Source organism: Streptomyces sp. NPDC050509 (assembly GCF_044457965.1).
GTDB lineage: Bacteria > Actinomycetota > Actinomycetes > Streptomycetales > Streptomycetaceae > Streptomyces.
In genome coordinates, this window is the sequence record NZ_JBITHL010000005.1 from 204,859 (window position 1) to 227,173 (window position 22,315).

General features: G+C 72.5%; 21 protein-coding genes and 1 pseudogene. 12 read left to right on the top strand and 10 right to left on the bottom strand.

What is annotated here, in order from left to right; genetic code table 11:
• Positions 1 to 8 precede the first annotated feature (8 nt).
• Positions 9 to 413, bottom strand: coding sequence for a cyclic nucleotide-binding/CBS domain-containing protein (locus tag ACIBJC_RS16400; protein ID WP_399292590.1), 405 nt, complete (start codon positions 411 to 413; stop codon positions 9 to 11).
• 407 nt (positions 414 to 820) lie between these two features.
• Positions 821 to 1,621 carry a histidinol-phosphatase gene (gene hisN, locus ACIBJC_RS16405; RefSeq protein WP_399292591.1) on the bottom strand — a complete coding sequence of 267 codons (801 nt, stop codon included), beginning with the start codon at positions 1,619 to 1,621 and terminating at the stop codon, positions 821 to 823.
• A gap of 129 nt (positions 1,622 to 1,750) precedes the next feature.
• Here hisN and ACIBJC_RS16410 point away from each other — a divergent pair, with 129 nt between their 5' ends.
• Positions 1,751 to 2,494: a TetR/AcrR family transcriptional regulator gene (locus ACIBJC_RS16410; RefSeq protein WP_399292592.1), complete on the top strand. Its 744-nt coding sequence runs from the start codon at positions 1,751 to 1,753 to the stop codon at positions 2,492 to 2,494.
• Here ACIBJC_RS16410 and ACIBJC_RS16415 read toward each other — a convergent pair.
• The 4 genes from ACIBJC_RS16415 to ACIBJC_RS16430 all read right to left on the bottom strand — a co-directional run bounded on the left by ACIBJC_RS16415 (position 2,460) and on the right by ACIBJC_RS16430 (position 6,149).
• Complete coding sequence (locus tag ACIBJC_RS16415; RefSeq protein WP_329829283.1) at positions 2,460 to 2,783, bottom strand: multidrug efflux SMR transporter; 324 nt, start codon at positions 2,781 to 2,783, stop codon at positions 2,460 to 2,462. The genes ACIBJC_RS16410 and ACIBJC_RS16415 overlap by 35 nt on opposite strands.
• A gap of 155 nt (positions 2,784 to 2,938) precedes the next feature.
• Entirely contained in the window at positions 2,939 to 3,949 is a 1,011-nt protein-coding gene (rsgA, locus tag ACIBJC_RS16420) for a ribosome small subunit-dependent GTPase A (protein WP_399292593.1), read from the bottom strand.
• 4 nt (positions 3,950 to 3,953) lie between these two features.
• Complete coding sequence (aroA, locus tag ACIBJC_RS16425) at positions 3,954 to 5,303, bottom strand: 3-phosphoshikimate 1-carboxyvinyltransferase (protein ID WP_399292594.1); 1,350 nt, start codon at positions 5,301 to 5,303, stop codon at positions 3,954 to 3,956.
• 132 nt (positions 5,304 to 5,435) lie between these two features.
• The gene (locus tag ACIBJC_RS16430; RefSeq protein ID WP_399293178.1) at positions 5,436 to 6,149 is read right to left on the bottom strand and encodes a M50 family metallopeptidase; all 714 of its coding nucleotides are present in this window, start codon (positions 6,147 to 6,149) and stop codon (positions 5,436 to 5,438) included.
• Between the two features lie 175 nt (positions 6,150 to 6,324).
• Here ACIBJC_RS16430 and ACIBJC_RS16435 point away from each other — a divergent pair, with 175 nt between their 5' ends.
• The 8 genes from ACIBJC_RS16435 to def all read left to right on the top strand — a co-directional run bounded on the left by ACIBJC_RS16435 (position 6,325) and on the right by def (position 14,242).
• Positions 6,325 to 7,140, top strand: a complete 816-nt coding sequence (locus tag ACIBJC_RS16435) for an SOS response-associated peptidase (RefSeq protein ID WP_399292595.1) — start codon at positions 6,325 to 6,327, stop codon at positions 7,138 to 7,140.
• A 22-nt stretch (positions 7,141 to 7,162) separates the two neighbouring features.
• Complete coding sequence (locus tag ACIBJC_RS16440; protein WP_399292596.1) at positions 7,163 to 7,957, top strand: alpha/beta family hydrolase; 795 nt, start codon at positions 7,163 to 7,165, stop codon at positions 7,955 to 7,957.
• A 249-nt stretch (positions 7,958 to 8,206) separates the two neighbouring features.
• Entirely contained in the window at positions 8,207 to 8,866 is a 660-nt protein-coding gene (locus ACIBJC_RS16445) for a sigma-70 family RNA polymerase sigma factor (protein ID WP_365812177.1), read from the top strand.
• Positions 8,863 to 9,234 carry a mycothiol system anti-sigma-R factor gene (gene rsrA, locus ACIBJC_RS16450; protein WP_399292597.1) on the top strand — a complete coding sequence of 124 codons (372 nt, stop codon included), beginning with the start codon at positions 8,863 to 8,865 and terminating at the stop codon, positions 9,232 to 9,234. Before ACIBJC_RS16445 ends, rsrA begins: the two co-directional genes overlap by 4 nt.
• Before the next feature lie 216 nt (positions 9,235 to 9,450).
• On the top strand, positions 9,451 to 10,980 hold the full coding sequence (locus ACIBJC_RS16455; protein WP_399292598.1) for an HD-GYP domain-containing protein: 1,530 nt from the start codon (positions 9,451 to 9,453) through the stop codon (positions 10,978 to 10,980).
• Positions 10,977 to 12,266, top strand: coding sequence for an HD-GYP domain-containing protein (locus ACIBJC_RS16460; protein ID WP_399292599.1), 1,290 nt, complete (start codon positions 10,977 to 10,979; stop codon positions 12,264 to 12,266). The genes ACIBJC_RS16455 and ACIBJC_RS16460 overlap by 4 nt, the downstream gene beginning before the upstream one ends.
• Before the next feature lie 95 nt (positions 12,267 to 12,361).
• Entirely contained in the window at positions 12,362 to 13,366 is a 1,005-nt protein-coding gene (locus tag ACIBJC_RS16465) for a tetratricopeptide repeat protein (RefSeq protein ID WP_399292600.1), read from the top strand.
• 219 nt (positions 13,367 to 13,585) lie between these two features.
• Positions 13,586 to 14,242 (top strand): peptide deformylase, encoded by a 657-nt coding sequence (gene def / locus ACIBJC_RS16470; RefSeq protein ID WP_399292601.1) that lies wholly within the window; start codon positions 13,586 to 13,588, stop codon positions 14,240 to 14,242.
• Here the strand turns inward: def and ACIBJC_RS16475 are convergent.
• The 4 genes and pseudogenes from ACIBJC_RS16475 to ACIBJC_RS16490 all read right to left on the bottom strand — a co-directional run bounded on the left by ACIBJC_RS16475 (position 14,239) and on the right by ACIBJC_RS16490 (position 19,727).
• Complete coding sequence (locus ACIBJC_RS16475; protein ID WP_399292602.1) at positions 14,239 to 16,365, bottom strand: transglycosylase domain-containing protein; 2,127 nt, start codon at positions 16,363 to 16,365, stop codon at positions 14,239 to 14,241. The two genes, def and ACIBJC_RS16475, sit on opposite strands and share 4 nt — an antisense overlap.
• 157 nt (positions 16,366 to 16,522) lie before the next feature.
• Complete coding sequence (locus ACIBJC_RS16480) at positions 16,523 to 17,566, bottom strand: GlxA family transcriptional regulator (protein ID WP_399292603.1); 1,044 nt, start codon at positions 17,564 to 17,566, stop codon at positions 16,523 to 16,525.
• Between the two features lie 270 nt (positions 17,567 to 17,836).
• Positions 17,837 to 18,217 (bottom strand): annotated as a pseudogene (locus tag ACIBJC_RS16485) (DUF2809 domain-containing protein); the annotation flags it as partial.
• 31 nt (positions 18,218 to 18,248) lie between these two features.
• A complete protein-coding gene (locus tag ACIBJC_RS16490; RefSeq protein ID WP_399292604.1) occupies positions 18,249 to 19,727 on the bottom strand; it encodes a translation initiation factor 2 in 1,479 nt (492 codons plus the stop codon).
• A 164-nt stretch (positions 19,728 to 19,891) separates the two neighbouring features.
• On the opposite strand from ACIBJC_RS16490, the gene prcB reads away from it, so the two are divergent.
• The 3 genes from prcB to ACIBJC_RS16505 all read left to right on the top strand — a co-directional run bounded on the left by prcB (position 19,892) and on the right by ACIBJC_RS16505 (position 22,300).
• On the top strand, positions 19,892 to 20,746 hold the full coding sequence (prcB, locus tag ACIBJC_RS16495; RefSeq protein ID WP_399292605.1) for a proteasome subunit beta: 855 nt from the start codon (positions 19,892 to 19,894) through the stop codon (positions 20,744 to 20,746).
• A gap of 4 nt (positions 20,747 to 20,750) precedes the next feature.
• Positions 20,751 to 21,632 carry an aminoglycoside phosphotransferase family protein gene (locus tag ACIBJC_RS16500; protein WP_399292606.1) on the top strand — a complete coding sequence of 294 codons (882 nt, stop codon included), beginning with the start codon at positions 20,751 to 20,753 and terminating at the stop codon, positions 21,630 to 21,632.
• 68 nt (positions 21,633 to 21,700) lie between these two features.
• Positions 21,701 to 22,300, top strand: coding sequence for a DinB family protein (locus ACIBJC_RS16505; RefSeq protein WP_399292607.1), 600 nt, complete (start codon positions 21,701 to 21,703; stop codon positions 22,298 to 22,300).
• Positions 22,301 to 22,315 lie beyond the last annotated feature (15 nt).

Here is a 22,315-nt window from a genome sequence, read left to right on the forward strand (position 1 = left end):
GGCCGGTGTCAGGAGCCGGTCAGGACGGCCGTCTCGTGCCGGACCGGGGCCCAGCAGCGGAGGATGTCGCGTACGGAGACGATGCCGACGGGCTCACGCTCGTCGAGCACGATCAGATGGCGGAACCCGCCGGTCGACATGGCCGCCGCGGCCTTCTCCAGCGTCCACGCCGGCGAGGCGAAGACGACGTCGGTCGTGGTGTGGGAGCAGGCCGTCTCGACGTCCGGGCTCTGGCCCGCGCCGAGCGAGTTGAGGATGTCACGCTCGGTGAGGATGCCGATGCCGCAGTGATCGGTGTCGAGGACGACGGCGGCGCCGACCCGGCGGGCCGACATCAGCCCGGCGGCCTGGCGGAGCGTATGCGTGGGCCCGATGGTCAGGACCACCGAACTCATGGCGTCACGGACAAGCATGGGGTGGAGCCACCTCCTTGGTGAGCCGGTTTCCGGGGTCCCGGTGGGAGCGTGGGACCTTGGAGAAACGATTCACAAGTTCACAAGTGGGGGGACTCTCAGGGTGACACGGTTGCCCAGAGTCAACAAGGGGGCGGGCGGCGCACCACTGGGGGCGCTCGTAAAGAGGACAAACAACCCTCTTTTGAGAAAGAGCGGTTCGCCGCAGGGTGCCCGGAACGATGTCTTCGACCCGTCTCCCCGCCTGGCCGGCGAGTGAGCCGAAGGGGCGCGCCGGCGCCGCAAGAGAGGCTGTGCTCTATATGCGGCTCCGCCGCGTGGGCGCAGGTTCGTGAGGAACGAGCGAACCGAGCACGGTCGACCGTCGGCGTTGACTTGAAGCGCCCCGGAGGCGAACCGAGCCCCTATCAGTACCGTTGGTTCAGGTAGCCCAGGAGTTCTTCGTGGAGGACTCCGTTCGACGCCGCCGCGTTGCCGCTGTGCGGGCCCGGGCGGCCGTCGAGGCCGGTGAAGCTGCCGCCCGCCTCCTGGACGACGATCGCGGTGGCCGCCATGTCCCAGAGCGACAGTTCCGGCTCGGCGCACATGTCCACCGAGCCCTCGGCGACCATCATGTAGGGCCAGAAGTCGCCATAACCGCGCGTGCGCCAGCATGCCCTGGACAGATCCAGGAAGCCGTCGAGCCGGCCCTGTTCCTCCCAGCCGGTGAGGGAGGAGTACGCGAACGAGGCGTCCGGTACGCGCGAGACGTCCGAGACGCGCAGCCGGGTCGCGGACGACAGACTGCGTCCCGTGTAAGCCCCGCCGCCCTTCGCGGCCCACCAGCGGCGGCCCAGGGCGGGCGCGGAGACCACGCCGACCACCGGCTCGTAACCGCCCTCACCGGCCACCATCAGCGCGATCAGCGTCGCCCAGACGGGTACCCCGCGTACATAGTTCTTCGTGCCGTCGATCGGGTCGATGACCCAGCGGCGCGGGCCCGTGCCCTCGACGCCGTACTCCTCGCCCAGGATCGCGTCGCGCGGCCTCGCCCGCTGGAGGTTGCCACGGATCAGTTCCTCGGCCGCCTTGTCGGCCTCACTCACCGGGGTCATGTCCGGTTTCGTCTCGACCTTGAGGTCCAGGGCCTTGAACCGGTCCATCGTCGCGGCGTCGGCGGCGTCCGCCAGTACGTGGGCGAGACGCAGGTCATCGTGGTAGTCGGACATGCCGCCACAGTATCCACCGGGGCGGTGCGGCTGCCACGGGCCCCTTCGGCCGGAACCCGACGACGGTCTTGACAGTGAGCGACGGTCCGTCAACTCTGAGCGCAGAGCCGCACGGCCCCGGAGGCGACGATGCCCAGCGCGCGTGAAGCCCTACTCAGTGCCGCCCTTTCGGCCCTCGCGGACCAGCCCTGGTCCGCGGTGCGCATGGTCGATGTGGCGGCGGCGGGAGGGGTCTCCCGGCAGACCCTGTACAACGAGTTCGGCAGCAAGGACGGTCTGGCGCGCGCCCTGGTACGGCGCGAGGCCGACCGCTATCTGCACGGTGTGGAGCGGCTGCTGCGCGAACGCGCCGACGCCGCCGACCGGCTGGTGGCGGTCGCCGAGTGGACGGTCGGGGAGGCACGCGCCCGGCCGCTGTTACGGGCGCTGCTCACCGGCTGCTGGGGCGAGTGGCTGCCCGCCCCGCGCCCCGCACGGGCCGACGCCGTCCCGTCGGGCATCCCGGCGCAGCGCAGGGCCGACGCGGGGCCGCCCGCGACCACGGAGCTGGTGGCGCTCGTACGGGACAGGTCCGCGGCGGCGCTGGATCCCACCCGGAAGGATCACGGGCGTCCGGAGCATGGGCGCCCGGAGCACGGCCGTACCGAGCACGGACATGCGGGCGGGGGCCACACCGGCCCCGTCGGCCACAGCCGGTTCGCCGCGTACGGCCGTACCGAGCTGCTCTACCGCTGCGAACTGGCCATGCGGCTCGCGCTCGCCCATCTTGTCGCGCCCGGCGCCGAGCCGGTGGGCCCGCTGGTCCGTACCGCCGTCACCGCGCCGCCGTCCGCGCTGCTCAGTGCGCCGAGCCCGAGAGCTGGAGCCCGATGACGCCGACGATCACCAGCGAGATGGAGACGAGTTTGAGCACGGACACGATGTCGCCCAGGAAGATCATGCCGTAGATCGCCGTACCGGCCGCGCCGATGCCCGTCCACACCGCGTACGCCGGGCCCACGTCGAGCTTCTTCAGGGCGAGGGTCAGCAGTCCGAAGCTGCCGAGGGCGAAGGCCGCGAAGGCGATCGTCGGCCAGAGCCGGGTGAATCCGTGGGACAGCTTGAGACAGACGGCGAAGCCGGTCTCCAGGATCCCCGCCACCACAACCAGCAGCCACGCCATGTCAAACGTCTCCCCACGTCGGTGACCGCCCTGCCGGCCGGTCGGCAGGCCCTGACAACCGTCCGTGACCAACCGGCCCACCTGGTGTGATTATGCCCTTACCAGTCGCCGTGGTTCGCAAACGTGGCCACGGCCCGGCACGGTCCGTCGCCCGGTCAGTCGCCCTCGCGCCGCTCCCGCGTGGAGAGCAGCCGCCGCAGCGAGTACAGCCGCGCCGGATCGGCGTGGCCCTCGGCCACCCAGGCGTCGAGCGCGCACTCCGCCTCGTCGTGGCTGCACGCGCGCGGACACCCCTCCGTACCCGGCACGAGGTCGGGGAAGGCGAGGATGACCCGCGACGGATCGACGTGGTGGAGCCCGAAGGAGCGGATGCCGGGGGTGTCGATCACCCAGCCCTCCGCCTTGGCCAGCGGCAGCGCGAGCGCCGAGGTGGTGGTGTGCCGGCCGCGTCCCGTCACCGCGTTGACGTCACCGGTGATCCGGTGCCGGTCGTCCGGTACGAGGGCGTTGACCAGGGTCGTCTTGCCGACGCCGGAGTGGCCGACGAAGGCGGTGACCCGGCCGTCGAGGTATTCGCGTACGAGTTCGGCCGCGTGCCCGCTCATCAGCTCGTCCCTCCGGGTGACGACATGGCGGATGCCGAGCGCCCGGTAGGTCTCCAGCAGCTCGTCCGGCGGCGCGAGGTCGGACTTGGTGAGGACGAGGAGCGGTTCGAGACCGCCGTCGAACGCCGCGACCAGACAGCGGTCGATCAGCCGGGGGCGCGGCTCCGGGTCGGCGAGCGCGGTGACCACGGCGAGCTGGTCGGCGTTGGCGACGACCACGCGCTCGTACGGGTCGTCGTCGTCCGCGGTACGGCGCAGCACGGAGCGGCGCTTCTCGATCCGTACGATCCGGGCGAGGGTGTCCTTCTTGCCGGACAGGTCCCCGACCAGGAAGACCTGGTCGCCGACGACGGCCGCCTTGCGGCCCAGCTCGCGCGCCTTCATCGCCAGGACGACCCGGTCGTCGACGAGGCAGGTCAGCCGGCCGCGGTCGACGGTGAGGACCATGCCTTCCGAGGCGTCCTCGTGCTTGGGTCTGATGTTGGTGCGGGGCCGGTTGCCCTTGGGGTTGGGACGGGAGCGGATGTCGTCCTCGTCGGGGTTCTTGCCGTAGCGCCGCATGCCCTCAGGCTCCCGCTCCCGCGAGCATCTCTGTCCACATCCGCGGGAAGTCGGGCAGGGTCTTGGCGGTCGTGGAGACGTTCTCGATCTCCACGCCGGGCACGACGAGGCCGATGATCGAGCCCGCCGTGGCCATGCGGTGGTCGTCGTACGTGTGGAACACGCCGCCGTGCAGCGGGCGCGGGCGGATGTGCAGACCGTCCGCGGTCTCGGTGACATCGCCACCCAGCTCGTTGATCTCCTTGGTGAGCGCGGCCAGCCGGTCCGTCTCGTGGAGCCGCAGATGGGCGACGCCGCGCAGGGTGGACGGCGAGTCGGCGAGTGCGGCGACCGCGGCGATGCCCGGCGTCAGCTCGCCGACCTCGCTCAGGTCGAGGTCGACGCCGTGGATCCGGCCGGAGCCGGTGAGGGTGAGGCTGGTGCCCTCGGCGGTCTCGGTGAACTCGCAGGAGCCACCCATGGCGGTGAAGATCTCGCGCAGCGTGTCACCCGGCTGGGTGGTCCGCGCGGGCCAGTCGGGGACGGTGACCCGGCCGCCGGTGACCAGCGCGGCGGCCAGGAACGGCTGGGCGTTGGACAGATCGGGCTCGACCGTCAGATCGCGGCCGAGGAGGGCGCTGGGGGAGACCCGCCAGACGTTCGGCTCGCCGCCCGTCTCGGGCTCGTCCACCTGCGCGCCGACCCCGCGCAGCATGTCGACGGTCATCCGGATGTGCGGCAGGGACGGCAGCACGGAGCCCGTGTGCCGCACCTCCACGCCCTGGTTGAAGCGCGGCGCGGAGAGCAGCAGCGCCGAGACGAACTGGGAGGAAGCGGAGGCGTCGATCTCGACCGTGCCGCCGTCCAGCGCGCCGCCGCCGTGCACGGTCAGCGGGAGCGAGCCGCGGTCGTCGTCGTCGATCCGGGCGCCGAGGACCCGCAGCGCGTCGATGACGCTGTGCAGCGGGCGCTCGTACGACCGGGGGTCGCCGTCGAAGCGGACGGGCCCGTCGGCGAGGGTCGCCACGGGCGGCAGGAAGCGCATCACCGTACCGGCGTTGCCGACGTCGACCGAGGCTGGGCCGTGCAGCCCGGCGGGGATCACGCGCCATGCCTCGCCGCTGGGGCCGCCGCCGGAGCTGGACGAGACGGTCTCCTCGATGCCGACGCCCATCGCGCGCAGCGCCTCCGCCATCAGCAGCGTGTCGCGGGAGCGGAGCGGACGGCGCAGCCAGCCGGGCTCGGCGGCCAGCGCGGCGAGGACGAGACCGCGGTTGGTGACCGACTTCGATCCGGGCACGGTGACCGTCGCTTCGACGGCCCCGCTCGCGTAGGGGGCGGGCCAGGGGGCGGACTGCACGGAGCTCTCGGTCATGCCCCACACTTTAGTGGCTCTTGACGGAGCCCGATCCTGACCAAATGGGCGGTAACCCGGGCGTAACCCGCGCGTCGTGACCAAGTGTGGAGACGCGGGAGGACCCCCCGGGCCGGGCGGAGGCCGGGCAGGTCAGAGGTCCAGCAGCCAGCGTCCGCCGCCGATCAGGGAGCAGAGCGAGACGGCGTGGAAGAAGAGCAGCCACAGGAGGGGCGGCGTGTGGGTGAGCCGGCCGAGCTGGTCCGCGTCCGAGTCGCCCGCGCCGCCGTACCGCCGCTTGGACTGGAGCTCGAAGGACGGGCGCACGCCGCCCAGCAGCAGGAACCAGACGGCGGTGTACGCGAAAGCGGCCTGGACGTCGGGGCTGGTCAGCCAGGAGATGAGGAGGAAGGCGGCGCCGGTGACGATCACGGTGAGCGCCCCGTACGCGTTACGGATCATCACCAGCATCGCGAGCAGCAGCGCGGTGGTCAGCCACAGCAGCAGGGTGATGTGGTCGGCGGAGAGCAGCCAGGCGCCGCCGAGCCCCAGCAGGGGCGGCGCGGTGTAGCCGGCGGCGGCGGTGAGGATCATGCCGGGGCCGGTGGGCTTCCCCGCACTGACGGTGAGCCCCGAAGTGTCGGAGTGCAGCCGTATTCCGTCGAGTCTGCGCCCGGTGACCAGGGCTATCAGCCCGTGGCCGCCCTCGTGCGCGATGGTGATCGCGTTACGGGAGAGCCGCCACAGCACGCGGGGCACGACGGCGACGAGCGCGACGGCCGCCGTGGCGATCACCAGCCACTCGTCCGGAGGGGACTGGGTGCCGAAGACGCGATCCCAGAGATCGCCGAGCGAGGTCGGGTCGATGCTGGCCATTTCTCGGGCGGCTCCTCAACTGGGTGTACGTCGTGGCAGTCTGGCACTCATACGCGGTACGGGTGAAAGACGCTCACCCGCCGCCCTCCGTTCCGGCGGACGAGAACGCACAGGCAGTTCATAAGACCGACCGGCGATTGCGGTCGGCTCAAGGTGGTGATGGGGAATGTGCGGCAGGTACGCGGCGAGCCGCCGGCCCGAGGAGCTTCAGGGGATCTTCGGGATCGAGAAGTGGGAGCCGGAGGAGACGTTCGCCCCGGACTGGAACGTGGCGCCCACCAAAGAGGTCTACGCGGTCCTTGAGCGCCCCTTGAAGGACGCGCCTACGCCGCGGCCGGTGCGCCAGCTCCGGCGGCTCACATGGGGGCTCGTACCGTCCTGGTCGAAGACGCCCGAGGGCGCCGCCCGGATGATCAACGCGCGGGCCGAGACCGTCCACGAGAAGCCGTCCTTCCGTCGGCCCTTCGCCTCACGGCGGTGCATCCTGCCCGCCGACGGCTACTACGAGTGGGTCACCGGCTCCGACGAGCGGCAGTTGGAGGAACAGGGCAAGAAGAAGCGGACGCGCAAGCAGCCGTACTTCGTGACCCCCGCCGACGGCTCGGTGATGGCACTGGCCGGGGTGTACGAGTTCTGGCGCGACCCGACCCTGCCGCCCGACCATCCGCTGGCCTGGTGGGCGACCTGCTCGGTGATCACCACGGAGGCGGAGACGACCCCGCTCGGGGTGGCCCCCGCGGAGGGTCCGGCGGCGCTGGCCGACATCCACCCCCGGATGCCGCTGATGCTGACCCCGGACCGCTGGGACGCCTGGCTGGACCCGTCCCGTACGGACCCCGACGACCTGCGGGGGCTGCTGACGCCGCCGCCGGGCGGGCTGATGCGGGCGTACCCGGTCGCTACGGCGGTCAGCAGCGTCCGCAACAACGGGCCCGAGCTGCTGGAGGAGCTGGCCGCGCCGGAGGAGAGCACGCTCTTCTGAGGATCCTTCCCCGGGCGGCAGGATGGGCCGGGTGACCACAGACACCCGGACCGTCGACACCCCCGCCGGGGACGCCAGGATCACCTGGCACCCCGCCCCGCACCCGCGGCTCGTCCTCGCCCTCGGCCATGGCGCGGGCGGCGGGATCGAGGCGCGCGACCTGCGCGCCCTCGCCGCCGCGCTGCCCCCGCTCGGGGTGACCGTCGCCCTGGTGGAGCAGCCCTGGCGGGTGGCGGGGAAGAAGGTGGCGCCCGCGCCCGCGACCCTGGACACCGGCTGGCGGGCGCTGTGGCCCGCGCTGGCCGGGCGGGAGCCGGGGCTCGGGCTCGTCGCCGGCGGGCGCAGCGCGGGGGCGCGCGTGGCCTGCCGTACCGCGCGTGAGCTGGGCGCCCGCGCCGTACTCGCGCTGAGCTTCCCGCTGCACCCGCCGGGCCGCCCCGAGAAGTCCCGGGCGGCGGAGCTGCTCGGCTCCGGGGTGCCCACCCTGGTCGTCCAGGGCGGGAACGACCCCTTCGGGAAGCCCGCGGAGTTCCCGGCGCCTTCGGAGTCCCGGAAGGCCCCGGAGTCCCGGAAGTCCTCCGATTCCTTCGAGTGCTCAGGGTCCTCCGGGTCCTCCGGGTCCTCAGGGTCCTCCGGAGTGGGGTACGGGCTTCTTGAGGTGCCCTACGGCGATCACTCCTTCGCCGTACCCAAGAAGGCGCCTCTCGGGCAGGACGAGGCTCTGGAGACGATCACCGGGGGCGTGGCGGCGTGGCTGGACGGTCTCGATGCGGCCCGATCGGAAGGAGAGGCTCCAGGTCGGTCCGTGCGGGAATGATGCGCAGGGGGACGCTGTTGTGACGAACATCGGTACACAGCGCATCGAAAGGGAGTCCGTCGTATGGGTTCGACCATCTGCCCGCGCCGCTCAGAAGCCACTGACCTGGAGTGGACTGTGCTTTCCGTGGCCAGGAACGCCCCCGGTCGGGCCGGCGCCGGGACGGACCGACAGGCCCCGTCCCAGCAAGGTCGACTATTCTCCGATTCGAGTGGGTCCGCATTCGGGTCCGCCACAGCGTTGGAGGAGGTGGGTCCGGTCACTGGGACCGACGGAGCGACCGACGACGGCCACATCGAAGAGACCACTGCCGAGCGCAACGCCCGCTTCGAGCGTGACGCCCTGGGCTACCTCGATCAGATGTACTCGGCCGCGCTGCGCATGACGCGCAATCCGGCCGACGCCGAGGACCTGGTGCAGGAGACCTATGCCAAGGCGTACGCCTCTTTCCACCAGTTCCGTGAGGGCACCAACCTCAAGGCGTGGATGTACCGCATCCTCACGAACACCTTCATCAACTCGTACCGCAAGAAGCAGCGGGAACCCCAGCGCAGCGCCGCCGAGGAGATCGAGGACTGGCAGCTCGCGCGCGCCGAGTCGCACATGTCGACCGGGCTGCGTTCCGCCGAGTCCCAGGCGCTGGACCACCTGCCGGACTCCGATGTGAAGTCGGCGCTCCAGGCGATCCCGGAGGAGTTCCGGATCGCCGTCTATCTCGCCGATGTAGAGGGCTTTGCCTACAAGGAGATCGCGGACATCATGGGGACACCCATCGGTACGGTGATGTCGCGACTCCACCGTGGGCGCCGCCAGTTGCGCGGCATGCTGGAGGACTACGCCCGCGACCGCGGGCTCGTCCCGGCGGGTGCCGGGGAGTCGTCGGACGATCGGAAAGGTTCGGGCTCATGAGCTGCGGAGAGCCGCATGAGACGGATTGCGCCGAGGTTCTCGACCACCTCTACGAGTTCCTCGACCGGGAGATGCCCGACAGCGACTGCACCAAGTTCGAGGTCCACTTCGAGGAGTGCTCCCCGTGCCTGGAGAAGTACGGCCTCGAACAGGCCGTGAAGAAGCTGGTGAAACGGTGCTGCGGGCAGGACGACGTACCGGCCGACCTGCGCTCCAAGGTGCTGGGACGGATCGACCTGATCCGGTCGGGCGAGGCCGTGCCCGACCATGACGTGTCGACGGCCCCCGACGTGTCGACCACGGCCGTCACCACCGCGGCACGCGCGAAGCCGTCCGGCAGTGATCTGCCGGGTGTCGCCAAGGAGTGAGCCGGGCGCCGTCGCGCCGCCGTGCGTGACGGACGGCGGCGCGACCGCCGGTGCCCTGACGGGGGCGCACCGCACGTGGTGCGGTGCGCCCCCGTCGCGGTTCATAGCACCTTTTTCACCCGAAGGTGCTAATCGACGCCAATTTCCCGATGAACGCCCCCCAACTCGCTAGCCTGACCCTCTGTTTGGGCGGAGCCGAGGGAGGGGCGGAGACGCGTGAGGGCCATACCGGGTGCGGCGCGCGCGTACATTCTGGTGACCGCGCTCTGCGCCGCCGCCTGTGTCCAGCCCGCCGTACGCGACCCCGGCTCCACGCCCTGGCTCGCGGCCGGGCTGCTCGCCGGGCTCTACGCGCTCTGCGAGCTGCCCGCGCGCTGCCGTGTCCTCGGGCGCTCGCTGAACGGCTCCGTACCCGTCGCGGCCAGGTCGTTCTTCCCCGTGCTGCTCGCCGCCGCCCTGCTGCTGCCGCCCGCCGCCGCGGCGCTGGTCGCCGTGCCGGGCGTGCTGCTCGGCCGGATCGAGCAGCGCCCGCGCAGCGCCAGGCGGGTCTGGCGGGCGGCTCAGCTCGCCCTCGCCACCTGGGCGGCTTCCCGGGCGCAGGTGCTCTTCGGCGGCCCCGTCGCGCTCGGCGGCGGGGGGTACGGGCTCACGGTGCCCGACTTCCCGTACGTCCTGCTCCCGGCGGGCGCCGCCGCCCTCGCGTTCTGCCTGGTGCTCACCGCGCTGGACGGCTCGATCCTCGTCGTCGCGGAACGGATGGAGCCGCGCGCCGCCTGGCGCGGGCTGCTGGCGAGCTCCCTCGCCCCGCACGCCGCGCACGGGCTGGCCGGGCTGATGATGGCCGTCCTGTGGCGCAGCCCGTACGGGCCGCTCTCCGCGCTGCTGGTGCTGCTGCCGATGTACATCTCCTGCTGGGTCTTCGCCCAGTACCACCGCGAGCGCGCCGCCCACCAGGCCACCATCAGGGCGCTCGTCCAGGCGGTCGACATCAAGGACACGTACACCCGGGGGCACAGCGAGCGCGTCGGGCACGCCTCCGTGCTGATCGCCCAGGAGATGGGCATGGAGCGGGAGCGGATCGAAGTCCTCCGCTTCGCCGGGATCCTGCACGACGTCGGCAAGCTCGGCGTGCCGACCCGGGTGCTGCGCAAGGACGGCCCCCTGACGCCCGAGGAGCGCCGCGTCATCGAACTGCATCCCGAGTACGGGCACGAGATGGTGCGCGGCATCGCCTTCCTGGGCGAGGCGCGGGGCGCGATCCTCCACCACCACGAACGGCTGGACGGCAGCGGCTACCCGTACGGGCTCGCCGGGGACCGGATCCCCGAGTTCGCGCGGGTGGTGGCGGTGGCCGACGCCTTCGACGCGATGACCTCGACCCGCTCGTACCGGCGCGGCCGGCCGGTCGGCACGGCGGTTGCGGAGCTGGAGCGGTGCGCGGGGACCCAGTTCGACCCGGCGATGGTACGGGCGCTGGTCCGGGCCCTGGACCGGCACGGCTGGCGGACGGCGGTCACGGCGGACGAGGAGACCACCCCGCCCGCCCCGCCCGCCCCGGCGTCCCCACCTGCCGCAGCGTCCCCGTCCGCCCCGGGACCGCGCGGAAACGTCCCTCCGGCCCGCACCGCCCAGCCGGGCGCGGCGGCCCCGTCCGGGGCGCCCACCGGATCCGGCGCGCGCGGCCCCCGTACGGCCGGCGGCGCCACGTCCCGGGGCGGACGGGGCAGCCGGGGCGGTCCCCGATGACCGCCACCACCGGCCGGGCCCCGGCCGGGCACGCCCGCACCGTCCCTCTCACCGTCGTCGCCGTGTACGGCACGGCCGGGCTGCTCACCGCCGCCGGCCTCGCCTCGACCCTCTGGCACGGTCTCGCGGAACCCCGGATCGCCCTCGCCTTCGGCGTCCTCATCGCCGTCGGCGAACTCGCCCGCTGGGGCGCGCTCCCCGGCGAGCGGGAGCCCGCCCCGCTCGGCGCCGCCGGGGCGCTCGCCTACGCCCTCCTCGGCGAGAACGCCGGGCAGCAGACCAGCCACGGCGTGCTCCAGACCGTCACCGTCGTCCTCGCCGCCACGCTCGCCGGAGCCGTCCCCCATGTCGCGCGCGGCCACGGCCCCACCCTCGACCACCTGGTCAGACGCGTCCTCACCGTCGGCTTCGCCGCCATCTGCTTCCAGCCGCTCTACAACTCCGGCGAACTGCGCGAACACATCGGCGCCGGTCCCGGCTACGCGTTCCTGCTCCTCGTCCTGCTGGCCCTCACCGCGCTCTGCGACGCCGTACTGGCGGCCCTGACGCTGCGCGCCCGCACCCGCCACCCCTTCGGGCCGCTGCTCCGCGACGAGCTGCGCGCCCTGCTGCACATCGGCTCCGCCGTCTGCGCCACCGGCGCCGTCATCGCCCTCGGCGTCGCCGTCGCCGGGCTCTGGGCGCTGCCCGTGTTCTGCGTACCGCTGCTGCTCACGCAGCTCTCCTTCCGCCGGTACGCCGCCGTACGCACCACGTACCGCCAGACCATCGCCTCGCTCGCCCGCGCCACCGAGATCGCCGGATACACCCGGCACGGACACGCCCGCAGAGTCGCCGACCTCAGCCGCGCCGTCGGCCGCGAGCTCGGGCTCTCCGGGCCCGAGCTGACCGTCCTGGAGTACGCCGCGCTCATGCACGACATCGGCCAGCTCTCCCTCGTCGACCCGGTCCCCGAGGGCGCCACCGCACTGCTCCCGGTCGCCGAGCAGCGCCGTATCGCGCTGCTCGGCGGCGCCGTGGTCCGCCAGACCGGGGTGCCCGCCGCCGTCGCGATGGTGGTGGAGCGCCAGGCGGATCCGTACCGCGAGCAGCCGCTGTCGGCCCGGATTGTCCGCGCCGTGAATGCGTACGACGACCTGGCCGGGGAAAGTGCCAGTGCGAGCGGCCCGCTCAGCGCGCTGGAGCGGCTGCGGCTCGGTACGGGGCACGACTACCAGCCCGAGGTGGTCGAATCCCTGGCGCGCGTCCTCTCCCGGGGCGGCCCGGCCCCTGGTGGGGCGGGGTAACCCATGGGTAATGAGCGGGCGTCCGACCGGGCATGGTTGGATGCGAAGAAGAGGGTGTCAGGGGGCACTGCCCGAACGACCGGCAGGCGGGAATCGTGAGGATCTTCGGGAAGGTACGGCATCGGCCCTCCGCCTCGTGGCGGCAGGCCACCGACCGCGCGTTCACGCTGATCGGTGACGGCCGGTACGAGGACGCGGGCGCGCTGCTGACGCGCGCCGCCGATCTGGAACCGTGGCTCTCCGAGTCCTGGTTCAATCTGGCGCTGCTGCACAAGTTCCGGCACGACTGGGAGCAGGCGCGCGCCGCCGGGCTGCGCGCCGTGGCCCTGCTCGACAAGGAGACCGGCGCCCCCGACTGGTGGAACGTCGGGATCGCGGCGACCGCGCTCCAGGACTGGCCGCTGGCCCGCCGCGCCTGGCAGGCGTACGGGCTGCGCGTGCCGGGCAACCCGCACAGCGCCGAGGCGAACGGCGAGCCCGAGGGCATGGAGCTGGGCAGCGCGGCCGTCCGGCTCTCCCCGGAGGGCGAGGCCGAGGTGGTCTGGGGGCGCAGGCTCGACCCGGCGCGGATCGAGATCCTGTCGATCCCGCTGCCCTCGTCGGGCCGCCGCTGGGGCGAGGTCGTCCTGCACGACGGCGTACCCAACGGTGAGCGCACCACCGCCGCGAGCCCGGACGGCGCCGTCCGCGCCTACCCCGTCTTCGACGAGATCGAGCTGTGGGCGCCCTCGCCCGTACCGACCTGGGTCGTGCTGCTCGAAGCGGCCACGGAAGGGGACAGGGACGCCCTGGAGCGGCTGGCCGCCGACGCCGGCTTCGCCGCCGAGGACTGGTCCTCCTCCGTACGGCTGCTCTGCCGCGCCTGCTCGGAGTCCACGATGCCGAGCGCCGAGGGCGACGGCGAGCACCTCGACCCGCACGACCACAGCGAGCCGGGCCACCCGGGGCCGCTGGGCCACCGTACGGCCGGCGAGCAGTGGGCACCGGAGCGTGAGTGCGGGATCGCGGCGCCGCCGGGACTGGTGCGCGGGCTGCTGGACGGGTGGGTGGCCGACAGCCCGGACACCCGGGAGTGGCGCGACCTCGAAGAGGTGTGCTGAACAGGGACGTGTGCGCGGCGGAGACCGGTCCACTCACCTGACGGGTCCGGGAGCTGCGACGCGCCCCTGAAGGCTGCCCTTAGGCTGTACGCGCACACCGGACCGCTACGGGGTGCCGGCCCGGCAGACTCCGGCCCGGCAGACTCCGCGCGCGGCACACCAGCCACGGCGGACGGATCGTGCGGGCAGCATCGGTACCGAGGAAGGCGTACTGCGGACATGGCGCAGCAGGAGACGGACCAGGGATACGAGGGCGGGACCTCGGTGGCGGAGCCGGGGGACGGATTCGTCGTGGACACGGAGGACGCGGCGGCCCGTGAGCTGGCGCACCGCGAGCGCGGCACGTCCCGCCCGATCACCGTCGTCGGGAACCCGGTGCTCCACAAGGAGTGCCGGGACGTCACGGAGTTCGGCGACGAGCTCGCCGCGCTGATTGACGACATGTTCGCCAGCCAGCGCACGGCCGAGGGCGTGGGCCTGGCGGCCAACCAGATCGGTGTGGACCTGAAGGTCTTCATCTACGACTGCCCGGACGACGACGGCGCACGGCACGTGGGCGCCGTCTGCAACCCGGTGCTGGAGGAGCTGCCCCCGTCGGAGCGTCATCTCGACGACTCCAACGAGGGCTGCCTGTCCGTGCCGACGGCCTACGCCGCGCTGGCGCGCCCCGACTACGCGGTGGTCCGCGGCCAGGACGCCCGGGGCAACCCGATCAGGGTCGCGGGCACCGGCTACTTCGCGCGCTGCCTCCAGCACGAGACGGACCACCTGTACGGCTACCTGTACATCGACCGGCTGTCGAAGCGCGACCGCAAGGACGCGCTGCGGCAGATGGAGGAGAACACGCCGCGCTACGAGGTCGTCCCGAACTCCTAGGTTTCCGTGGGCTCGTGGGTCTCCTCAGGTCCTCCGCGCCCCCGAGTTCCCGGCGCCGCCTCCTCCGTGGGCCGGAGGGGGTCGGCCCGCCGGTCCGAGGGCGCGGGGCCGACCATCCGCTGGTACGTCTCCCAGATCCGTACGGGGAAGACGTTGCCCCGCTCGGAGTCCGGGCCGCCGACGCCCTGCATGCCCAGGAGCTGCGGGGCGTCCGGCTTGGTACGGAACATCGCGACCGCCGTGGAGAGCTTCCTCGTGGAGCCGATGAACCACGCGGACCGCATGTAGTCGCCCGCGTTGGTGGCGCCCGCCCAGACCGGCCCCCGGGACGCGTCGGACGTGGCTCCGTCCGCTCCGTCCGCCCTCTTGGCGTCGAGGGCGCTCCACCCCGTGTTCAGGAGCGCCCCGGAGACCCGTGCGGCCACCGCGTCGCTCATCGCGCGCCGCCGCTCGGGCTTGGCGAAGCCGTCGACGGGGACGCCGTCCCGCTCGACCTTCGTCACCGAGTACGGCTCCGTCTGGTTGCCCTCGTTGACGAAGGTCGTGTAGGCGCTGGCCAGCCGGACGGCGCTGGGCGTCGAGGTGCCGATGGAGAACGTCGGCTCCAGCTTCGCCATGGACTCCTCGCGCAGCCCGGCCGAGACGGCCATCCGCTTGACGTTCCGCAGGCCGATCTTCTTGCCCGCCTCGACGAACGGGGTGTGGCTCGTGCCCGTCATCGCCTCGACCAGGGGCATCCCCGCGAACGTGGGCACGGGCACGGGCACGGCGACCGAGAGCCCCGGCTCTCCCTGACCTCGCTCGCCGGTCACCGCCGGACCCCGGGCCCCGGCGGTGACGGGCTCCAGGGTGGCGGCGTACACGAACGGCTTGAACGCGGACCCGGCGGGCACGCCCGAGGTGTCCGCGTTGTTGCTGAAGTGGGTGATCGCGTCGGCGCCGCCGTACACCGCGACGACCGCGCCGTCCTCGGGCCGTACGGACGCCGCACCCACCTCCACATGCCGGTCGGCCGCGCGCTTCTTCGGGTCGAGGCCGTCCTTCCGTACCTTCTCGACCGCCTCGGCCAGCGCGTCCACCCTGTCCTTCTCGAAGGTGGTGTGGATGCGGTAGCCGCCGTGTGCGAGATCCTTGCCGGTGATGCCGCCGCGGCTCTTGAGGTACTTGTTGGCGATGTCGACGAGGTAGCCGGTCTGCCCGGCCTGACTGGTCGGCTTGACCGGCTTCTTCGGCTCGGGGAAGTCCTTGTGGCGGGCGCGCTCGGCGGCGCTCATCACCCCGGTCTCGACCTGCCGGTCCAGCACCCAGTTCCAGCGCTCCACGGCCCGCCGGTGGTTGGCGGGGCCGAGTGAGGGGTCGTAACTGTCGGCGCCCTTGAGGAGGGTGGCGAGCAGCGCGGCCTGGCTGGGGTTCAGGTCCTTGGCGGGGACACCGTAGTAGGCGTAGGCGGCGGCCTGGACGCCGTACGAGTCACGGCCGAACCAGGAGGTGTTGAGGTAGCCCTCCAGGATCTCCCGCTTGCTCTTGCTGTTGCTGACCTTCAGGGCGAGGACGAGTTCCTTGACCTTGCGGCTGACGGTCTGGTCCTGGGTGAGATACGTGTTCTTCACGTACTGCTGGGTGATGGTCGAGCCGCCCTGTGTCTCCTTGCCCTCGACGACGCTCTTGGCGGCGCGGGCGATGCCGGTGAAGGAGACACCCGCGTCGGAGTAGAAGTCGGCGTTCTCCGCCGCGATGACGGCGCGCTGCACGGAGACGGGGACCTGCGCGAGCGTGACGTCCTGCCGGTTGACGTCGCCGACGCTCACCATGCGGCTGCCGTCGGCCCAGTAGTAGACGGTGGCCTGGCGGCGGGCGGAGTCGTGCGCGCCGGGAATCTCGACCTGCGTGTAGACGGCCGCGAAGGCCCCGCCCAGGGACACGGCGGAGAGTGCGGCGAGGCCGGACGTGAGCTTCCAGGACGGAGTCCAGCGCCGCAGGCCGCGCCGGCCGTGGCGGGGGAAGTCGATGAACCGTCGGCCGGCCGGGGCGGCCGACGGTTCCGCGTGCGGGCCTTCCTGGGCCTCGGCCTGTGCCTGGGCGTGTGTGGTGCGTCGCGGCCGGAGTGCGGGGGGCAGTCTCATCGGCGCGGACCTCCTCATCGGTCAAGAGCCCACCGCGGGGAGGTGGTTGCTCGGACTTGGGAGGGAAGAGGTACGGAAAGCGGAGGCCGTTGTTCCTGCGCCGGAATCTTCACATGCGGAGGGGTTTATCGGACGGGACGTCTGCTTTGGGGACCGCTTAGGGGTCCGAGGGGTCCGAGGGGTCCGAGGGGTCCGAGGGGTCCGAGGGGTCCGAGGGGGCCGAGGAGCCCAAGAGGGCAGACGGGCTCGAAGGTCCCCGGAAGGTACGGCGGTACGCGTTCGGCGTCGTCCCGAGTGTCCGCAGGAAGTGATGGCGCAGCCCCGCCGCGTTCCCGAACCCGGCCCGCCCCGCGACACTGTCCACCGTCTCGTCCGTACCCTCCAGCAACTCCTGTGCCAGCAGCACCCGTTGGCGCAGCAGCCAGCGGTACGGGGTCGTCCCAGTCTCCTGCTGGAAGCGGCGCGCGAACGTACGCGGCGACATGTGCGCCCGTACGGCGAGCTGTTCGACCGTCATCTCCCGGTCGAGGTGCCGCTCCATCCAGCCGAGGACCTCGCCCACCGTGTCGCAGGGCGAGGCCGGCAGCGGGCGGTCGATGAACTGCGCCTGGCCGCCGTCCCGGTGCGGCGGTACGACCATGCGGCGGGCGATCGCGTTGGCGACCTCGGGCCCGTACTCCTTGCGTACGAGGTGGAGGCAGGCGTCGATGCCGGCCGCCGTGCCCGCCGAGGTGATGACAGGGTCGTCGTCCACGTACAGCACATCCGGTTCGACGGTGGCCCGGGGGAAGGCGCGGGCCAGCTCCTCCGCGTGCCGCCAGTGCCCGGCACAGCGCCGGCCGTCCAGCAGCCCGGCGGCGCCGAGGACGAAGACCCCGGAGCAGACGCTGAACACCCGGGAGCCCCGGTCCACCGCGCGGCGCAGCGCGTCCAGCAGCTCGGGCGGGTAGCTGCGGGTGGTGTACGTGTCCCCGGCGGGCACGGCGATCAGGTCGGCCTCCTCCAGCCGGTCGAGGCCGTGCAGATCGCTCAGGGTGAACCCGGCGTGGGTCCGCAGGACGGGCCCCTCCGCCGAGACGACGGCGAAATCGTGGACGGGCAGGCCCTGGTCGCTGCGGTCGAGGCCGAAGACCTCACAGAGGACCCCCAGCTCGAAGGGGTGCACGCCGTCGAGGAGTACGGCGGCCACATTGGTCAGCATGGTTCCAGTGTGCCAGCGCGCTGGCAGTAATTCGAGGGTCGGTGGCGGTCCTGCCACTGCCGCCTCCGGCGCCGGACGGCGACAGTAGGGACATGGACAACTTCCTGACTGTTCTCGCCCTGATCGCCCTCTTCGCCCTGGTGCTGGCGCCGCCGGTGTTCTGGCACCTCAAGGACCGGGCGGTCGACCGCCGGATACGCCGCGCCGAGCATCCGGAACCAGCGGGACCACGGGCGGCTCCGTCGTCCGTACGGACCGATCCCGCCCCCGCGACGACGACGGGCGCGACGCCCGCGCACACCCCGCGTGCACGCCCCATCCGGCTGCCGCACCGACCGCGTACCACAGCAGGTCAGGCGCGTTGAAGGTCGAGCCGAGCACCAGCCGCGCGGCGGTACTGCGCGCGGCCAGCTCGGCGGGGACCCCGGTGAGCTGGAGCAGTTCGACGGCGACGCTGAACGCGAGCGCGACCCCGGCCGCGGTACGGGGTCGTACGCGCGGCACGGCCAGCACCACCAGGACGTACACCAGCACGGTGTAGAGCGCGTCGCCCCCGTACTTGGCGACGTCGCCGGAGCCGAAGGACCGGATCCCCAGCCCGGCGGCGACGGTCAGCACGGCGGCGCCACACGCCACCAGGCGCGTTCTCATGAGGCGGGAGTCGTCGACATGAGGACGGACTCTACGCGGCGGTCCCCGCACCCCCGAGAAGCCGCCGCATCACCGGCACCGGCAGCGCGGGGTTGGCGGCGGCGCTCCTCGCCGGCTCCTCGTCGGCCAGCAACTCCAGGACCCGCCCGGCCGGCAGCCGTGGATGCCGGGCCGCCCCGGCCCGGATCTCCGGCGCCGGATCACGGCTGAGCCGGTCGGCGAGCGCGGGCGAGAGCCCCGGATCCAGCACAGCCAGCCGGCGCAGCCCGGGTTCCCCGGCCGCCGCGAACCGTTCGGCGAGCCCGGCGACGGGGAAGCGGGGGTTCGCGGCCAGCCGTTCCCGGTGCGGGCCCCGGTACTCCTGGTAGCAGCGCAGCAGCAGCTCCGGCGGCGCGCCCGGATGGTTCTGGGCGAGCAGCACCCGTACGCCGACGTCCTCGTCCCCCGCGAGGCGTCGCACCAGCTCGGGCGGGAGTGCCGGATCCACGGCGGCGCGGCGGCGCAGCAGCGGATGGCGGGAACGGGCGTACGCGGCCGACTCCGCCGGATCGAGGGGCGGCAGCCAATGATGTTCACGCGGCCCGCAGTTCTCTTCCGCCTCGACCGTGTAGTCGATCGACGCCCGCTCGTCCTCGGTGAGTTCGGGCCGTACGGAGACGGCGGTACGGACGCCGGGATCGGCGTCCCGGGTGAGCGCGTCGACGAGAGGACGCGGCAGGTGGGGGCGGCGGGCCAGTTCCAGCCGGACCTTGGCGTGGGGGGAGCCGGTCAGGCGCGCGAGGACCTCGGGCGGGGTGCTGTAGTTGTGGGCGAGGGTCCACTGGCTGTCGGCGTCCGGGGCGCGGAGCAGCGAGTCGACCACGGCGGGGGAGAGCCGGTGGTTCACCAGGATCTGGGAGCGCGCGTGACAGGCGGGCATGCCCTCCAACTCCCTCTCCATCGCGACCGCGTCGTCCTCCCGTACCCGCCTCTCGGCCGACCGCCGGACCGCCGGATGCGGATCCGCGAGCAGCGTCGCGCGTTGCTCCGGCGACAGGTACCGCCACATCCCGGTGCTGTTCGCCCGGACCGAGGCCATCGGATGCGTGGCGTGCGCGAGGCGTACGGCGAAGGGGATCTGGCGGGAGAAGACGAGATCCTGGAGTTCCTGGTGGTCGTACGTCGTGTACATGCGGTCGATGACCCACTCCGGCAGCGCCCCGGCGATCCCGTCGCGGTCCGGCAGGCTCGCGAGGCGCGACCGTACGTTCCAGTGCGGATCGTCCACGAGGAGCCCCCGCACCTCCGGATCCACGTACGGATTACGGGCCAGCGCCCCGCGCACCCGTGGCTCGGGGTGGGCGACGACGGCCGCGGCCACCTCGGGCGGGAACGCCCGCCGCTCACGGCCCAGCGCGTTCCAGGACGTCGCGTACTCCGGCTCCAGGAGGCGCAGGAGGAGGTCGGCCGGGGTGGCCGGATTGACGGCGAGCCCGCAGAGGACGGCGGGGGTGACGGGAGTGGCGCTCATGTGCGGGCACCGGCGCGCGGGATGCGACGGCCTCCGCGGTTGACGGCACGCACGGACTTCACTGCCGACCGCATGGCCCCCCTGCTCCCTCTAGTGGGCGTTTCCCCGCCGCGCGCCCATGGTAGGAGTGTGCTGGGGGCGGACACACATGAGGGGGAAGACGCATGGCGAGCAGTGCGACCGGGGGCATGCCGGGGGATGAGTTCTTTGTTCCGGGAAGCTCGTCGTTCACCGACTTTCTGACGGCCCACCGTCCGGAACTGCTGGGCACGCGCCGCTTTCTCGCGGACGGCGTCAGGCCCGTACCCGATCAATTCCCGCACGGCACCACGATCCTGGCGCTCATCTACCGGGACGGCGTCCTGATCGCCGGTGACCGGCGGGCCACCATGGGGAACCTCATCGCGCAGCGCGACCTGGAGAAGGTGCACCCCACGGACGACTACACCGCGGTCGCCTTCGCGGGCACGGTCGGGCTCGCGCTGGACATGGTGAAGCTCTACCAGGTCGAGCTGACGCACTTCGAGAAGATGGAGGGCATCCCCATGACCCTCAACGCGAAGGCGAACCGGCTGGCGGGCATGGTCCGGGAGAACCTGGGCCAGGCCATGCAGGGCCTCGCCGTGGTGCCGCTGCTCGTCGGGTACGACGAGACGGCGCCGGACGGCGCGCGCGGACGTATCTTCAGCTTCGACGTCACCGGCGGCCCGTACGAGAAGACGGACTTCTACGCGGAGGGCTCCGGATCGCCCTTCGCCCGGGGCGCGTTGAAGAAGCTGTACCGCAAGGACATGTCCCGGCACGACGCGGCCCTGGCCGCGCTCCAGGCGCTGTACGACGCGGCGGACGACGACTCGGCCACCGGCGGCCCGGACATCGGACGCGGGATCTACCCCATCGTCTCGGTGATCACGGAGGACGGCTTCGAGCGGCTGCCCGAGCCGGAGACGGAGGCCCTGAGCCGCGAGATGGTCGCCGGACGCCTCGACCGGCCGGACGGTCCGACTGCCACACTCTGACCCCATGAACGGCTTCGACATCGACGACGACCTGGTGCGCACCCTGATCCGCGAGCAGCATCCCGACCTCGCCGATCTGGACCTGCGTCCGGTGGACGGCGGCTGGGACAACCAGATGTGGCGCCTCGGGGACGAGCTGGCCGTACGCATGCCGCGTACGGAGCGGGCCCCGACCCTGCTGCGTACCGAGCACCGGTGGATGCCCGGACTCGCCCCGCGCCTGCCGCTTCCGGTGCCGGTTCCCGTACGCGTCGGTGAACCGTCCGCGCGTTTCCCGCGCCTGTGGACCATCACGACCTGGGTGCCCGGCGAACCGGCCGACCGGACGCCGGTCACACGCGGGCGGCACGCGGCCGACGCCCTGGCGGGCTTCCTCGGACTGCTCCACCGGGAGGCGCCCGCCGAAGTGCCGGTCAAGCCGGACCGCGGGGGCCCTCTCGAAGGGAGACGGTCCGATGTCGACAAGATGTTCGCGTCCGTCGACGGTGTGGGCGACGAGGTCCGGGAGGTCTGGGAGGACGCGCTCGCGGCCCCGGTGTGGCAGGGACCCCCGATGTGGATCCACAGCGATCTCCACCCCGCGAACGTCGTCGTCGCGGACGGCACCCTCGCGGGCGTGGTCGACTTCGGCGACCTCGGCGCCGGTGACCCGGCGACGGACCTCGCCGCCGCGTGGGTGCTCCTTCCCGAGGGCGCGGCCACCCGGTTCCTGAACGGATACGGACACGCGGACGAGGCGATGATCCGGCGCGCCCGGGGGTGGGCGGTCCTGCGCGGCATGATGCTCCTCAGCGTCGGCCGGGCCGGTGACCTGGGCCTTCCCGGCGGCAAGGTCACATGGGGGCCGGCGGGCCGGGCGACGCTCGACCGTGTGGTGGTGCGGTGACGCGGCCGTGACCTGCCTCGTCATCTCACGCGGCCCGATTGTCAGTGGTGCCTGCGAGACTGCCCGGCATGACCGAACCAGACCCGAAAGCAGACCTCCTCCGCTATCTGCAAGCTGCCCGTGACGCGCTGATGTGGAAGCTCGACGGGCTCTCCGAGTACGACATACGCCGCCCCCTGACCCCCACCGGGACCAACCTGCTCGGCTTGGTCAAGCACGTCGCCGGTGTGGAACTGGGCTACTTCGGCGACACCTTCGGACGTCCGTTCTTCGTGGCGGAGCCGCCGCCCTGGTGGTACACGGAGGACCCCGAAGCCAACGCGGACATGTGGGCCACCGCGGACGAGTCACGCGACGACATCGTCGGGCTCTACCACCGGGCGTGGGAGCACTCCGACACCACCATCGCGGCGCTGCCGCTCGACGCGCTCGGCCACGTCCCGTGGTGGCCGGAGGAACACCGGGAGGTGACCCTGCACCGCATCCTGGTCCATATGGTCTCCGAGACCCAACGCCACGCCGGTCACGCCGACATCGTGCGGGAACTCATCGACGGGGCCGCCGGTGTGCGTCAGGGCAACGACATCATGCCACCGGGCGACGAGGCGTATTGGGAGACGTACCGGCGCGAACTGGAGCGCGTGGCGCGGGAAGCGGGCAGAGACTGACGCGTCCGGGGAGAG